Origin of the sequence: Parabacteroides hominis (assembly GCF_014287585.1) — a bacterium.
GTDB lineage: Bacteria > Bacteroidota > Bacteroidia > Bacteroidales > Tannerellaceae > Parabacteroides > Parabacteroides hominis.
Window position 1 is genome coordinate 1 of sequence record NZ_JACOOJ010000029.1, and the last position, 16,846, is coordinate 16,846.

12 protein-coding genes are annotated in these 16,846 nt (G+C 44.8%); 11 read left to right on the forward strand and 1 reads right to left on the reverse strand.

Annotated features, from left to right (window positions below; translation table 11 throughout):
* The 10 genes from H8S65_RS20945 to H8S65_RS14640 all read left to right on the forward strand — a co-directional run.
* The coding region (locus H8S65_RS20945) for a DUF6383 domain-containing protein (protein ID WP_222616299.1) at positions 1–350 on the forward strand (350 nt) is incomplete at its 5' end.
* Positions 351–725: 375 nt separating this feature from the next.
* Positions 726–1,655, forward strand: coding sequence for a FecR family protein (locus tag H8S65_RS14600; protein ID WP_186930640.1), 930 nt, complete (start codon positions 726–728; stop codon positions 1,653–1,655).
* Between the two features lie 114 nt (positions 1,656–1,769).
* Complete coding sequence (locus tag H8S65_RS14605) at positions 1,770–5,153, forward strand: TonB-dependent receptor (RefSeq protein WP_186930641.1); 3,384 nt, start codon at positions 1,770–1,772, stop codon at positions 5,151–5,153.
* A gap of 11 nt (positions 5,154–5,164) precedes the next feature.
* Entirely contained in the window at positions 5,165–7,012 is a 1,848-nt protein-coding gene (locus H8S65_RS14610; protein WP_186930642.1) for a RagB/SusD family nutrient uptake outer membrane protein, read from the forward strand.
* Between the two features lie 22 nt (positions 7,013–7,034).
* Positions 7,035–7,730, forward strand: a complete 696-nt coding sequence (locus H8S65_RS14615; protein WP_255489236.1) for a DUF3823 domain-containing protein — start codon at positions 7,035–7,037, stop codon at positions 7,728–7,730.
* 62 nt (positions 7,731–7,792) lie between these two features.
* The gene (locus H8S65_RS14620; protein ID WP_186930643.1) at positions 7,793–8,932 is read left to right on the forward strand and encodes a beta-1,2-mannosidase; all 1,140 of its coding nucleotides are present in this window, start codon (positions 7,793–7,795) and stop codon (positions 8,930–8,932) included.
* A gap of 10 nt (positions 8,933–8,942) precedes the next feature.
* Entirely contained in the window at positions 8,943–11,633 is a 2,691-nt protein-coding gene (locus H8S65_RS14625; RefSeq protein ID WP_186930644.1) for a glycoside hydrolase family 2 protein, read from the forward strand.
* A gap of 101 nt (positions 11,634–11,734) precedes the next feature.
* Entirely contained in the window at positions 11,735–12,628 is an 894-nt protein-coding gene (locus H8S65_RS14630) for a Fic family protein (protein ID WP_186930645.1), read from the forward strand.
* 35 nt (positions 12,629–12,663) lie between these two features.
* Complete coding sequence (locus tag H8S65_RS14635; protein WP_186930646.1) at positions 12,664–13,755, forward strand: metallophosphoesterase; 1,092 nt, start codon at positions 12,664–12,666, stop codon at positions 13,753–13,755.
* Positions 13,756–13,764: 9 nt separating this feature from the next.
* The gene (locus H8S65_RS14640) at positions 13,765–14,892 is read left to right on the forward strand and encodes a metallophosphoesterase (RefSeq protein WP_186930647.1); all 1,128 of its coding nucleotides are present in this window, start codon (positions 13,765–13,767) and stop codon (positions 14,890–14,892) included.
* Here H8S65_RS14640 and purU read toward each other — a convergent pair.
* A complete protein-coding gene (gene purU / locus H8S65_RS14645) occupies positions 14,885–15,739 on the reverse strand; it encodes a formyltetrahydrofolate deformylase (RefSeq protein WP_186930648.1) in 855 nt (284 codons plus the stop codon). The two genes, H8S65_RS14640 and purU, sit on opposite strands and share 8 nt — an antisense overlap.
* 939 nt (positions 15,740–16,678) lie before the next feature.
* Between purU and H8S65_RS14650 the strand changes: the two genes are divergently transcribed.
* Positions 16,679–16,840: a hypothetical protein gene (locus H8S65_RS14650; protein WP_186930649.1), complete on the forward strand. Its 162-nt coding sequence runs from the start codon at positions 16,679–16,681 to the stop codon at positions 16,838–16,840.
* Positions 16,841–16,846: the final 6 nt, after the last annotated feature.

Below are 16,846 nucleotides of genomic sequence, written 5' to 3' on the forward strand. Positions count from 1 at the left end.
TCGTATGCCAGAATGCAAATGGAAAGAACTACGTTCACAACATCAACGGTGTATTGGCAATGGGTCCGAAAGAAGATGCAGTTGTCGTAAACGTTCTTGAAGTTTCTGCAGACGATGTAGTTGCTACAGACAACGAAACAATCGCAACAGCTGAAGTAGCCGTTATCGCAGGCGAAGGCCAGGTAACCATCGCTAACGCTGCCGGCAAGAAGGTTGTTATCAGCAACATCTTAGGCCAGGTAGTTGCCAACACGGTTCTTACTTCCGACAACGCTGTAATCGCTGCTCCCCAGGGTGTAGTCGTTGTAGCTGTCGAAGGCGAAGAAGCTGTCAAAGCAATTGTAAAATAAAAGAAACACACAAATTTCCCTTGCCGGGGGATTGATCCCCCGGCAAAAGAAAGATATTTTATAATCAAATAATTCTAAAGTGTTTGGCCGTGTGCCGCGAAAACGGCAATTACCCTGCGACAGGCGAACAGGCGGTCAGATTTAATATTAATAATACTAAAGTATATTGAAATTAAAAGTTCAATGTAGCCTGTAGCCCTGTGAAGGACGAAAGCATACAGAAAACAAGCCCCGGAGGTGATCGACATCTTCGGGGCTTCGTTGTTTTAAGATTTGAACCTAAATGCACCTTGACTGATTCAAATCCGAAAAAAGTTCATTTTTCTTTTAGGGTATTTTCGCTCCCGTTCGCCCTTAATATAGAAACAGGAAAAAATGGAACAGAGGCTACTACATAAAATGTTTAACGGAGAGGCTACAGACAACGAGCTGACTCAGATCCGTCAATGGGTAAATGCCGATAAAGCGAACAGGGAAACATTCTATCATGAACGTGCCCTGTTTGACGCGCTCCAATTAAATAGTTTTCAAAAAGAGAAGCATGTCCGCAAACAGTCCGTACCACTCTGGAAATGGATCGGAGGTGCTGCCGCTGCTGCTGTTATCGCCCTATTCTTATTGTATAACGTTCCGGCATTCACCGATAAAAACATCCAGCCTGAAATAGCTTTCAATACCATTAAAGTTCCTGCCGGACAGCGGGTTGAAGTAACGCTGGCAGACGGGACCCATATCTGGCTGAACGCCCGGTCGGAATTTTCTTACCCGGTTTCGTTTAACGGGGACACAAGGGAAGTCCGTTTAAAAGGAGAAGCATTTTTCGATGTCGCCAAGAATAAAAACAAAAAGTTTATTGTCAATACAGGCCGTTGCGAAGTGGAAGTTTTAGGAACACAGTTTAATGTGGAGGCCTATAACGAAAATGAATTTTCCACAGCCCTCATACAGGGGAGCGTAAAAGTCACCGACAGGTCACAGCCTGACGAATCAGTTGTGTTAGAACCCAATAATACCGTCAGCCTCAACAACGGAAAGCTGACGGTCACTCCCATCACCGATTTCAATCCATACAGTTGGAAAGAGGGGCTCATCACTTTCAAGGATATCACTTTCAAGGATCTGATGAAGAAACTCGAAAAGAATTTCGGTATCCGGATAATTATCGACAATCATACGCTCGACAATTATGCCTGTAGTGGGAAGTTCCGTATATCCGACGGGATTGAACAGGTGCTGAGAGCTTTACAACAAGATGCTCACTTCACCTTCGAGCGGGAGAGCGGAACTGAAATTCGCATTCGATAATCAATTAAACAGATAGCCTATGAGGAGGAGATAATTAAAATGACGGGCAAATTATGTCCAATGTAAAAAAAATGAAGTTTCAATCTAATATCATTCTTTAAATCTATCACAAACATGAAGAAAAGAAAAATTTGTGTATCTCGTATTTTAAAGATGACATCTCTGTTCTTCCTTTCCTGTGCCATGTGTGCACAAGCAGAAACGGTAAGTTCACAGAGCATACGCATCACACTTAACAAAAACAATGTCCGGCTGGAAAATATCCTGAACGACATTGAAAACCAAACGAATTTACTGTTCATTTACAACAAGAACGTAAATGTTAACCAAAAAGTCTCAGTGAATGCCGAAAATACTTCTTTGCAGGAAGTATTGCAAAACCTGTTCGACAACAATGTGTCCTTCAAAATCGAAGGTTCTTACATCGTTCTTTCACCGACAGGAGCAACAGGCGGCCCACAACAAGCCACACACACAGTGAAAGGTGTGGTAGAAGATGCATTAGGCCCTATTGCCGGCGCTAATGTTGTAGAAAAAGGAACGACAAACGGTACGATTACCGATATGGACGGTAATTTCACATTAAATGTAGCACCTAACGCCGTACTTGTTATTTCGTATATCGGCTACAAAGACCAGGAGATGCCGGTAAACAACAAGACAAACATCCAGGTCAAATTGGCCGAAGACTCACAAGCATTAGATGAAGTGGTCGTTGTCGGTTACGGTGTCCAGAAACGTGCATCCGTAACAGGATCGGTCGCTTCACTTCAAGCCAAGGACATTGCCACTGTCAAAACACCGAATGTCAGTAATGCGCTGGCCGGCAAATTGCCAGGGTTGCGTGCCGTACAGAGAAGCGGTGCTCCGGGTGATGATGATGCAAGCATCGATATTCGTGGTTATGGTGATGCTTTAGTCATTGTCGATGGCGTGGAACGTGATTTCAAACAAATCGACGCCAACGATATAGAATCGATCAGTATCTTGAAAGATGCTTCCGCTGCCGTTTACGGTTTCAAAGGAGCAAATGGTGTTATCCTTGTTACAACCAAAAAGGGACAAGTCGGCAAACCGAAAATCAATTATAACGGATATGTCGGCATACAAAACATCACCCGTTATCCGGAATATTACAACGGATACGAGTATGCGACTTTGTACAACGAAGCCCAACAAAATATCGGAATAACAGCCCCCTATTCAGCTGAAGATCTGGAACGTTTCAAACAAGGAATCGGGACGACAGACTGGTATGATGAAGTCATTCGCAAAACAGCTCCTGCCACTTATCACAATTTAAGCGTATCGGGCGGTGCGGAAAAAGTAAAATACTTCTTCTCGCTCGGTTTGACAGACCAGGAAGGTATCTACAAATCCAAAGCGTTCAATTATAAAAAATATAATGTACGTTCCAATATCAGTGCAGAAATCGTCAAAGGCTTTACCGTAGACTTACAGTTAAGCGGTCGTCTGGATACTCGAATGAAACCATACGAAGCAGAACCGTTAAGTCGTAGTATTCAGATGGCAAAACCCGTATTTCCGGTTTATGCTAATGACAATCCGGACTACTGGTCAAATCCGGGTGATAAAGGAAACCCCGTCCATCTTTCGGATATCGATAATGTCGGATACGACAGAAGAGACCGTCGCGAGTTTAACGGGTCGATCGGTTTGAACTGGGAAATGCCCTGGGTGAAAGGTTTATCCGCAAAGGCATTGTTCTCTTACGACTATAATAACAAATACAGCAGAAAATGGTATAAAGAATATTATGAATATACCTATGATGCTGTTAATGACGTTTATAATGCTTCCGGAAGCCATACCATTTCAGAGTTAACAACTCAGAATGACAACTATTTCAGGCCGAACGGACAAATCTCCCTGAACTATAAGAATACATTCGGCAAACATGATATCGGAGCATTGGTTTTGTGGGAATTCTATAATGACCGTACCGATATCCTGAAAGCATACCGCCAGTTTACAGTCGGAGCACTCGATCAGATAGATGCAGGAGACAAGACAAACATGGACAACGGTGGAACAGCACGTGTTTCCGCTCATGCTGGTTTGGTCGGACGTGTCAATTACGCATACGACAACAAATACTTGGCAGAACTCAGCTTCCGTTACGACGGTTCCTACAAATTTGCACCGGACAATCGTTGGGGATTCTTCCCTGCCGTATCTTTGGGTTGGCGTGTTTCCGAAGAAGCATTCTTCAAAGAAGCGTTACCTATGGTCGACAACTTCAAGATCAGAGGTTCTTTCGGGAAAGTGGGAGATGAAGGTGTAACCGGTTATAGCGATGATGACGAAAAGGATGGCAAATACAGAGCCTATCAATATTTACAAGGTTACCGGTATCCTTCGGGAAGTTATGTTTTAGGAACAGGCGGCCTTACGAACGGAGCTAAAGACAGAGGTATGCCAAACTTGGCTCTGACTTGGTATGAATCCAAAACAACCAATGTCGGATTCGAAGCATCCATATTATCAGGTTTAATCAATGTCGAATTCGATTACTTCGTCCGTAAAAGAAGTGGCCTGCTGACAAAGCGCCAGCTGACATTACCGACGACATTCGGCCAGGAACTTCCGGTAGAGAACCTGAACTCCGACAGAAACCAGGGATTCGAAATCGTTGTCGGACATCGTCATAAAATAGGAGACTTCACTTATGATGTAAAAGGAAACTTCTCTACTACCCGTATCTACAATGAACATATTGAACGTGCAGCTTCAGCCAATATGTACGACGACTGGAGAAACAACAGCAATGATCGTTATAAAGATATCCAGTGGGGTAAAGTCTGTATCGGACAGTTCCAGAGCTACGAAGAAATTCTCAACTCACCGATCCAGGATAACAACGGTAACAAATCATTGATGCCGGGCGACTTGAAATTTCAGGACTGGAACAATGACGGTATTATCGACGGAAAGGACGACCAGCCGATCGGACATGGAAATACGCCACGTCTGTATTATGGCTTGAACCTTTACGGAGAATATAAAGGATTTGACCTGACCGTCTTCTTCCAAGGGGCTGCCGGACATGAAGTATTTACAACCGGAGACTTCATGGCACCATTTATCCAACAAGGATTAGGTAATGGTATTACCCTAAACCTGGATCGTTGGCATCGTGAAGATCCCTCTGACATGAGTAGCGAATGGATACCCGGATATATGCCGGCACTCCGTCCGACTGGTTTCTCTGCCAATTCAGGCACAAATACCTGGACAAGACAAAAGGCCAACTATTTACGTCTGAAAACCATCGAATTAGGATACACATTCCCTAAAAAATGGATGCAAAGAGCCGGTATCGAGAACCTGCGCGTATATGTAAACAGCTTCAACACAGCTACGATTACCAGCCGCGAAGGTATCATGAAATATATGGACCCGGAGAACAAAGACGGCATGTTCCGTTACTATCCACAAATGAAAACATTTAACTTCGGTGTTAATCTAACATTCTAAAATAAGAAACGATGAAGACAACAATTATAAAAAATATCGGATGTGGATTGCTTTTGTTAGGTACGACAGCCTGCGCTGACTATCTTGAGAAAGAATCTTTCGACATCATAACTCCCGAACAAGTTTGGCAGGACGCTAAATTGATCAACGGCGTAATGGTTAATTTATATGACGGCCTGAACCTGGAAGATTTCAATTACTGGTATCGCGACGCATGGCGTTTGCAAAATGCCTCTTCCATGTCTGACGAAGCACAAGGTTCCTTCCAGAAAGACCCTCTTTTCGATAACGGAAATGCCACATACACGTATGAAGACGCCTTGTTCGAACAGAAGTTCTCGGACCGTTACAAGAATATACGGAACTGCAACGATTTCATCAGCCAGTTGCAGGAAGCTACAGCCTTATCCGATTCTGAAAAGAAATTGCTATTGGCGGAATCCCGTTTCCTGCGCGCCATGCACTACTTCACTTTAGTGAAACGTTATGGCGGCGTGCCTCTTATCGACGAACCGCAACAATATGATCCCAACAACCTGGAAGCCTTGATGGTTCCCCGTAACAAAGAAGTCGAAATTTATGATTTTATCGTAAAAGAATGCCAGGAGGCAGCACAGGATCTTCCGGATACGAGAAATGCGGATGCCAAATACCGGGCAAGCAAATATGTTGCATTGGCGTTATGCTCGCGGGCAGCCTTGTATGCCGGCTCTATTGCCCGTTACGGAAATGTCCAGTTAGACGGCCTTGTCGGAATACCGGCTACAGAAGCCGATCGTTTTTTCCAGACCTCTTATGACGCATCCAAAGCGATTATATCTTCCGGCCTTTTCAGTTTGTATAACAAGAAAGCCGACGACAAAGAACAAAACTATTGCGAAATGTTCCTAAAAGGCAACGGTGATAACGGAGAATATATTTTCCAGAAGCAATACAACGTTGCCGGAGGTAAAGGACATGACTGGGACAAACGTAACGCCCCGTTCTCTTATCGTGCCGGAGGTTGGGGATGCGGTATCGCCCCTACTTTGGAAATAGTGGAAGCATACGAATATATAGACGGTTCAGAAGGCACTTTGAAACTGGAAGAAAACGGTAAACCGCTTCGTTTCGACGATCCTTATGAAGTATTTGCCAATAAAGACCCGCGCCTGTTCGCTTCCGTTTATCTGCCGGGGTCTCCTTGCCAGAGCACAAAGATCGAATGGAAAAGAGGTATTATCGTTTCAGATAACGAAAAATATATGGCAACAAGTCAGCCGGATGGGGGTAATACGGTAGAAATCAATGGAGTCACCTACAGCACTTCCGGAAAAGATGGCGGAGCCGATGCCGGCGATGCTTCCAAGACAGGCTTCTATCAGAAGAAATTCTGGGACGAGACATTGACCGATATGAATATGGGTAAGTCAGAAACTCCGTGGCCTGTTTTCCGTTTAGGAGAAATTTATCTAAATTTGGCGGAAGCTGCGATGGAGTTGAACAAATCTTCCGAAGCATTGGATGCTGTCAACAAGATTCGCGAGCGTGCCGGAATCGCCTTATTGCCAAGCATCAATATGGAAAAGGTCCGTCACGAACGCAGAGTGGAATTAGCATTCGAAGGCCATCGTTTCTGGGATATGAAACGTTGGAGAATTGCTCACTTAGATGTTGCACAAGGCGGTTTGAATGGATTCAGAGGGACGGCATTGTATCCGTGGTATGATATTCGTGATGGTAAATATGTATTCGAAAGAGGTTCCAATCCTCCGAAACAGAAACGTATTTTCCTGGAAAAGAACTATTATACAAAGATCAACCAGACAGATATGAATTCAAATCCGAATCTCATTCAGAACCCAGGTTATACCAATTAATCACCTAATTTAGAAATTTGATATGAAAAAGATAAGTTTATTATTAATGGCCGTTTGCTCATTATGCTTCACAAGTTGTTTGAGCGATCTGGATAATTATGAATCTCCCGACGGAGGTATCAAAGGACAAATCTTAGATGCAGAAACGAATGAACCGATTCCTCTGCCAGTTCAGGGATCTACCGGTGTTATTATCAATATGTTCGAACAGAACACGGATGCAACGCAATCGGTCGATTTTTATGCAAAGATGGATGGTTCATACGAAAATGCGAAGTTGTTCAATTGCGATTACAAGATCGTTGTAAACGGTCCGTTTGTTTCTCCTTGCGAAGAATTTGTAACCGTAAACGGACAGACTACATTGGATCTGAAAGCAACTCCTTATGCAAGAATCAACGCTTCGGCCCAGGTTACAGGAAAGAAAATTACCATTACATATAAGGTAACTCCGACAAGCAACAATTTCAAGGTATCGGAAGTGTACGGCTACTGGAATTTTGCTCCGGGTGTTGATAATGGAAATGCCAACCAAGCAGGCAAGCAAACCGTTAAGGAGCAGGAAGGAACGATCGTTTTCGATCTGGAAAACGATAAAACCTATCAGGACAATCTGTACAAAATACAAGGAAATGGCAATAAAATATATGTACGTGTCGGAGCCAAAACAGAAGGCGCGGTCAACTACAGTACCATTATTGAAACGATTGTACAATAAATAACCTTTGGCACAGATATCCTTTTTGTTTGGGTATCTGTGCCTTTTTTATTCTTTAGAGCATGAAAAAAAGTATCTTACTCATCAGCCTGGCAACTCTACCTCTATTCGGGTATAGCCAAAATGTATTACCGGACTGGGCTTTAGGCGGCTTTGTCAGGCCGGAAAAAGTCAATCCGATCATTACCCCCAACCCATCCAGCCAATTCGACTGTCCCATGCAGGGTAAAACAATCGGATGGGAAGAAAGCGATGTGTTCAACCCGGCAGCAACCGTAAAAGACGGTAAAATCTATGTCCTTTACCGGGCTGAGGACAATTCTGCAACAGGAATCGGTAAACGTACTTCGCGTATCGGATTAGCAGAATCCGAAGACGGCATCCACATGAAGCGCCGGAATACTCCCGTCATGTACCCGGATAAAGACAACATGAAGGAATACGAATGGCCGGGAGGTTGCGAAGACCCGCGCGTGACAATGACGGAAGACGGTCTGTATGTCATGGCCTACACTTCCTGGAACCGGAAAGTGGCACGCCTCTGCATCGCCACCTCACGAGACCTCGTCAAATGGGAGAAACACGGCCCTGCTTTCGCGAAAGCCTACAACGGACGCTTCAAAGACATCTTCTGCAAATCCGGCTCTATGGTGACAATGATCAAAGACGGAAAACAAGTGCTGACGAAAATCGGTGGAAAATACTTCATGTATTGGGGAGAACATGCGGTCTATGCAGCAACCTCCGACGACTTGGTCAACTGGACACCTATATTGGACGAGAAAAACGAACTGGCAACTGTCATCAAACCTCGTCCCCAATACTTCGACAGTGCCTTGACAGAGTGCGGTCCTCCCGCTATCCTGACAGACAAAGGTATCGTCTTGCTTTATAATGGCAAAAACCAGACAAACGACAGCAAACGTGACAAGCGTTTCACTGCCGGAGCTTACTGCGCCGGACAACTTCTGACCGACCCGAAGGAGCCGATGAAGGTTCTGCAACGCCTGGACGTTCCTTTCTTCCGCCCGATGGCTTCATTCGAAAAGAGCGGACAGTATGTCGACGGAACCGTCTTTATCGAAGGTTTGGTCTTTTTCAAAAACAAATGGTATCTCTATTACGGATGCGCAGATTCCCAGTTGGGCGTAGCAGTTTATGATCCTGCAAAGAAAACACCCGGAGATCCGATTCCTAATTAAAAAATAAAGTATGAAAAACATTATCACTGGAATATTTTTATTCTTGTCTGCCAGCTTTATGCAAGCGCAGACACCTAACAACTACCGGAATCCGGATAAAATATATCTGGATTCGAAAGACGGACACAACGGGAACTTCACTTGGCAGATGTACAAAGCGGGAGACGCAAAAGACCCTGCGGAGAAAATCTCACAGCCGGGCTACCAAACCGGACAATGGATGCCGGCAATCGTTCCGGGTACGGTTCTGAACTCACTGGTACACAACGAGGTTTATCCCGAACCCTATTACGGGATGAACAACAAACTGGACAAGAATATTATCCCGGACCTTGCTAAAGTAGGACGCGATTTTTATACCTACTGGTTCCGGACGGAATTCGACGTGCCGGAAAACTATAAAGACAAAATCGTCTGGCTCCAGGTAGACGGTATCAACTACCGTGCCGAGATATGGGTGAACGGTTATCTGCTTGGCAATATGTCCGGCATGTTCAAACCGGAGTATATCAATATCACGGATTTCGCCCGTATCGGCCAGAAAAATGCCCTGGCGATCAAAGTATATCCTGTTGATATGGCAGGAACCATCAAGCCGAAGCAATGGGGAGCCGCCGGCGAGTTTCACAATGGTGGAGACGGTAACATCGGACTGAACACAACCATGTTGATGAGTGTCGGTTGGGATTTTACTTTCAATGACGGTATCCGCGACCGGAATACCGGTATCTGGAAAAACATCAGCCTCTATGCTACGGACAAAGCGGTTATCCGCCATCCGTTCATCAAATCCGAACTTTCCAAACCAAACTACGACTTGGCAAAAGAGACTGTCAGCGTAGAAGTGACGAACCCGACACAACGGAGCGTCAAATGTACGGTCAAAGGGGAAATCGTCGGCGAGGATATAACATTCAGCAAAGACCTGGATTTGTTCAGAGGGGAAACAAAGGAAATTTGTTTTACACCGGAAGAGTTCCCGCAGCTCACGATTAAGAACCCGCGCCTGTGGTGGCCGCTTTTCAAAGGGAAACCTGAACTGTACGAACTCAAGTTGACCGTAACCGTCGACGGCAAGGTTTCCGACGAAACAAAAACCCGTTTCGGTATCCGCGAAATTACTTCCGACCAGAATACACCGGACAAATCCCGCCAGTTCTACGTAAACGGCAAGAAACTGTTCATCCGGGGAACCAACTGGATTCCGGAAGGGATGCTCCGTACCTCCGACGAACGCACGTATGCGGAATTGCGATACACCAAGCAATCCGGTATCAACCTTGTCCGCATGTGGGGCGGCGGCATTGCCGAATCAGACTATTTCTTCCAGCTTTGCGATGAAATGGGACTTCTCGTATGGCAGGAATTCTGGATGACCGGCGACACCAAACATCCGCAAGATGGTGATTTATACCTGAGTAATGTAGAGGCTACGGTAAAACGCCTGCGTAACCATCCTTCACTGGCCTACTATGTTTCTTCCAACGAGAGCACAGAAATGCCGGGAGCAAAAGACCTGATCATGAAACTGGACGGGACACGCGGTTACCAGATGCAGTCGGAATGTGACGGCGTACACGACGGCAGCCCTTACAAACAGGTAAACCCGATGCAACATTACGAAAATACGGCATCCGAACGCGGTAGCCGTGTCGATGGCTTCAACCCGGAATACGGTTCGCCCACTATCCCGACAGTCGAAACTCTCCGCGAAGTAATGGATGAGAAAGACCTCTGGCCGATCAATAAAGAAGTATGGGATTATCATGATGGCGGAGGATTCCATCTGATGTCAACCATGTACACGGACCTTACCAACCATTATGGCCCTTCCTCATCCATCGAAGAGTTTGCCACGAAAGGTCAGGCAGTCGGTGCGATGAACTCCAAATCAATCTGGGAAGTATGGAATTATAACAAATTCGGTTATGGAGACCGCTATGCTTCGGGACTATTGTTCTGGTATCACAACTGCCCCGTAAGTCAGGTTTGCGCCCGCATGTGGGATTATTCCCTGGAACCGACAGCCTCTTTATACCATACTCAGAACGCATTGGAGCCGCTTCACGCACAGTTTGATTACCTGAAAAATACGGTTTCCGTTTATAATGACTACTATCAGGCATTCAAGGACTATAAAGTAGCTGCCGAAGTGTACGATTTGAACAGCAAAAAGGTATGGAGCAAAAGCCAGAAGATCGATATCCCGGAAGATGGCGTCGTAAACGATATCTTCACAATCGATTTTCCCCGGAACATCACGCAGGTTCATTTTATAAAACTACGCCTGTTCGATACGAAAGGGAAAGAGGTCGCCAATACATTCTACTGGCGTTCCAACGATAAATATGAAGGTCGCAAGACCTTGACAGGCCCGACCTCATCCGGCTTCGAAGATCTGTCCAAATTGAAACAGGTGCAACTGAAGACTCGCTACAAAGCTTATCAGGAAGGTGACCGGCATTTCATTAAAGCTGAAATAAAGAATCCGTCTTCAACTATAGCATTTTTCACCCAGCTTCAATTGCTCGATCAGGATAAAAAGCCCGTGCGCCCCAGTTTCTACACAGACAACTTCTTCTCGCTCTTACCGGGAGAAAGTAAAACTGTTATCATAGAAACGGCCGCAAGCGATATGCCATCCGAACCTACATTCGTTGTGAAAGGTTGGAATATCAAATCGAACAATTTCAAATTATAACATCATAACGATAAACAACTATACAGATAGCGTTTTTTTGCCGGTATCGGCAAAAAACGCTATCTTTGTTTCATATATAACACTTAAAACTTGCCGATAGTATGGAATATATATCAGTAAAAGACTGGGCCAACAGACATGGTGTTTCGGAGCGGACAGCCCGAAACTATTGCGCACAAGGTAAAATCAGCGAAGCTTTTCTTGTCGGCAAGACGTGGAATATCCCGATTGATGCTACATTGCCCAAACGTAAGAAAACAGAATCAGTGTCACCTCTGCTTAAAGTGTTGCGCGAGCAGAAAGATAGTCAAGTAAAAGGGGGCATATACCATCGCGTGCAGATCGACCTTACCTATAACTCCAACCACATCGAAGGAAGTCGTCTGACACACGATCAAACACGATATATTTTTGAAACAAATACGATCGGGGTGACTGACAAAGCGGTTAATGTGGATGATATTATCGAAACCGCTAATCATTTTCGTGCCATAGATTACATTATCAAAGAGACTGACGGCAAACTCACCGAAACTTATATCAAGCAGCTTCATCTTATATTAAAGTCCGGGACATCCGATGAACGGAAAGATTGGTTCCGGGTCGGAAACTATAAGAAGTTACCCAATGAAGTAGGTGGCAACGACACTACAACGCCGGAAAACGTCCATAAAGAAATGAAAGCATTGCTGAAAGAATATAACAATAAAAAGAATCCGACATTTGAAGATATCCTGGATTTCCATCAACGCTTCGAGACCATCCATCCGTTTCAAGACGGCAACGGACGCGTAGGGCGGTTGATTATGTTTCGTGAATGCCTTCGGAATAACTATGTACCGTTTATCATAACCGATGATTTGAAGATTTTCTACTACAATGGCTTACGCAACTGGCCACACATTAAAGGTTATCTAACGGATACCTGCCTGACAGCACAGGACAATTTCAAATTCTTGCTTGACAAATTCCGAATCAAATACAAGAATAACTGAAATTGTTTCCGTACTTTTGCCGAAAATTTACAACTATGCCGACATTTTTCGTTGTCCTCATTAGTATTTACCTTGCTGGGAACATTTATATATTCAGGAGAGGGGCACAGGCTTTGGTAGCTCAGCCCTTTGGCGTTAAAGTTTTATTAGCCGTACTGTTTTGGTGCGGAGCCTTGTCGTTTATCGGTAGTTTCCTGGCCCGGAATACAAAATTGCCGGTTGTCCTGGCACATACGGCCCACGAAATAGGGACGGGTTGGCTGGTTTTCACACTTTATATGGTAATGTGCCTGGTCGTATTCGACTTGTTCCGACTTTTCAACTTCCAGTGCAAATATGGGTTCTATATATCCTTATTCCTGACACTTAGCCTGTTAAGCTACGGGTATTACAATTACCAACATCCGAAAACAGAAGTTATCAACATAGTTATCAACAAGCCGGCGGTTCATAATGAACAACCATTGAAAGTCGTTTCCGTCAGCGATATTCATTTAGGGTACGGGACAGACAAAGAAGAACTTAAACAATATGTCGAGATGATCAACGCACAGAAACCGGATCTGATCCTGATCGGCGGCGACCTGATCGACAACAGCGTAGTTCCCCTCTATGAAGAAAAGATGATGGAGGAGTTAGCAGAGTTGAAAGCTCCTTTAGGAATCTACATGGTTCCGGGAAATCATGAATATATCAGCGGCATACGGAAGAGCATGCAATTCATAAACGAAACTCCGATCCACCTGCTGCGGGATGAAGTCGTTACATTGCCGGGCGGCATACAAATAGTCGGACGGGACGACCGCAGCAACAAAGACCGGTTATCCCTGCAAGAACTGGTGAAAAACATTGATCCGTCAAAACCTGTTATTCTTCTGGATCATCAACCGTACAATTTGCCGGAAACGGAAAATGCAGGCATCGACCTTCAGTTCAGCGGTCATACGCATCGCGGACAGGTATGGCCGATCAGCCTTATTACCGACCGTATGTTCGAACAAAGTTACGGTTACCGCAAGTGGGGAAACAGCCATGTGTATGTATCCTCCGGACTGTCGCTCTGGGGACCGCCTTTCAGGATCGGGACAGACAGCGAACTTGTCGTATTCAACATTACCTGTAAATAGTTTGCAGACATGAGAGTTTTTATTCAATCGATAGTTGCACAGATATTACTGAATCCTTATATCTTCTGGCGAGGGTATCAGGCAATTCCCCCAAAAAAGAGCTGGAGGATTCCCTATGTCTTGTTTTTTATCCTTGAATTATCACTCTTCTTCTTCGGCTTTACATTCCGCAATGTGCTGCCGGACCCCGTTATGATTGCCATCCAGTATATTTGCAATACCTGGTATATCGCTTCTATTTATATCACGCTCTCCCTGTTGGCTCTGGAAGCGCTCCGGCTCAGCAACCGTTGTTTCCATTGGTTTCCCGGTTGGATAACAAGGCATTGGAGGCAAACGAAACTTACTTTATTCTTTTTGATCATAGCAATCGTCACCGGCTTGATGTTCCATGCTTATCATGTTGTCACCCGTCCGGTTGTCAAAGATGTATATGTCACCCTACCCAAAGGGAGCAGCGACCGTGACAGCATGACGATTGTCATGATGAGCGATCTCCATATCGGGGAAGTGATCGGCAAGGAACTGGTACAGCGATACGTGAAGATGAGCAACGAACAACATCCCGACATGGTTGTCCTGGTAGGCGATATCATGGATTATGAATCCCGCTTTGCCGAAAAAGCCCATATCGAAGAGGATTTGAAGCAACTGAAAGCCCCGTTAGGCGTATATGTGGTTTACGGCAACCACGAGTATCGTGCCAACCGCATAGCCAAATACCGCTGGCTGAAGAAAACAGGGGCAACCCTTCTGATCGATTCCGTTGCAAGCCCGGACTCTTCATTCTACCTGATCGGACGGGACGACCATATCAACAAGAAAAGAAAGCCGTTACATGCACTTATGGCAGGCATAGACACGACCAAGCCGATCATCGTATTGGATCATCAGCCCTGGTCGTTCGCCGAAATGACAATGAACGGTGTGGACCTCGGACTCCACGGGCATACCCATAACGGACAGCTATGGCCCTACCCTCTTTTAATGAAACTGATCTATGAATGTCCGTACGGCTACCATAAGAAAGGGCCGACACAGTTCTATATATCTTCCGGTATCGGGATAGCCGGGCCACCTTACCGGGTCGGTACTGTCTCGGAAATGGTCGTGCTACATATCAAGTTTGTCAACTAAATATCACGGTTTTATTCTTATAGGCCAGAATCTTCCGTTCAATATGTTTCTGAACGGCACGGGAGAGGACTATCTTTTCCAGATCTTTCCCTTTATTGACAAGATCGGTAATCGTATCTTTATGGGTGATGCGGACAACATCCTGTTCGATAATCGGTCCGGCATCCAGTTCGGTCGTTACATAATGGCTGGTGGCGCCAATGATCTTAACACCCCGTTCAAAAGCGGCATGATAAGGTTTCGCACCAACAAATGCCGGCAGGAAAGAATGATGGATATTGATAATACGATTCGGATAGGCTTCGATCATCTTTTCGGAAATAACCTGCATATAACGTGCCAGGACAATAAAGTTCACCTTATGTTCGGCAAGTAATTCCAACTCTTTTGCCTCCTGCTCCGCTTTCGTCTCTTTCGTAACCGGGAAAAGACAGAAAGGAATACTGAAACGATCCGCCACATGTTTCAGATCCGGATGATTGCTAATAATCAAAGGTATTTCAACATTCCACTCTCCTGCCGTATAACGCGCCAGCATGTCAAACAGGCAATGCGACATCTTAGACACAAAAATAGCCATACGAGGCTTGTCATCCGAGAAATACAACCGGAAACTCATGCTGTATTTTTGTGCATACAGCGTATCGATATATTCATAAATCTTCTCTTTCGGAATGAAGAAGTCTTTCAATTCCCACTCGATCCGCATAAAGAAAATATTCTCGACATGATCTACATATTGATCGAGATATATAATATTCCCTTTATTTACGGTTATGAAGTTCGTCACATCAGCTAAAATCCCCGGAGTATCGGGACAATGCAATAACAGTTTTGCTGTTGTCATAGTTGCTATTTTATCATTAGTCAATAAATCGAGCGACAAAAATAGCATATTATTATTAAAAACAAATATAATACGACAAAAAGTTTCCCCTGCCACATAATAAGAAAGGCTCTCTTTTGCCGTCTGCTTCAGCAGGCGGATAGATGATTGTTCCGGCTTTGCCGGTTCCTCTGTGGGTTTTAATCCCTTTAAATATAATAATATGAAAAGGGCCTAAAGTCCACAGAGGAAGAGGCTTTGCCTCTAAATCTTTTAAACCGCCTGCTTCAGCAGACGGCAAAAGAGAGCCTGCGACATAAGGCGCAGCCTTGTCTGTTAGCTCACAGATAAATCACCATTTATGATTCACATCTGCTAAAAGATGAGTCTGATAGACGCAAATATAATTTTGACGCGGATTTCGCGAATAACGCGGATAAGAAATATGTATCAGGTGTTTAATTCGCCTTATCCGCGAAATCCGCGTCAAAAAATCCTGTTTATTTATTTTAATCTGCGTCTATCAGACTCAAACCTCGTATGTGAAGTTGTCCCTATAGATGCCTGCCTTTTTCCTGCTACCCTATAGGCTTTTCCCGGACAGGCTAAAGGCTGTATTTTTTAACCTATAACCTGTATTTTATGGGACAGGAACCAATCAGATCCCTTATATGACAAAACTAAAAAACAGGGTTCACGGTGGTAAAAGGCTAATGGCCAGCGATTTGTTGTGAAGGCTGTGAAGGCTGTGAAACCGGTTTACGATCAGACAATCCTATCGATCGATCCCGCCTTTTTTTATCTTGCATTCACAGGGTTCACAGCAACATGCTGATCTACAGAGTTTCCCGGACAGTGTGAACCCTGATTAAATAAAACAACCAGGGGGTATTTAGAGGATAATCTAAGAAAAACTGAACCTGTAAATGGGGATTTGTCTGTGAGTCCTGAAGAGGCGGGATGGATACAGCCGCTTTTCGCAAGGGTATCGAGGTCTATGCCGCACAGATTACCGAACTTGCCACCAAAGGTAAAATCCCGCTTATCAAAGGATTTCCGCACCGTGTCGTCAAGGCTTGCCTGAATGGAAGAGAGGAGGCCGATTTGCTCTTTATCAGATAAGCAAGT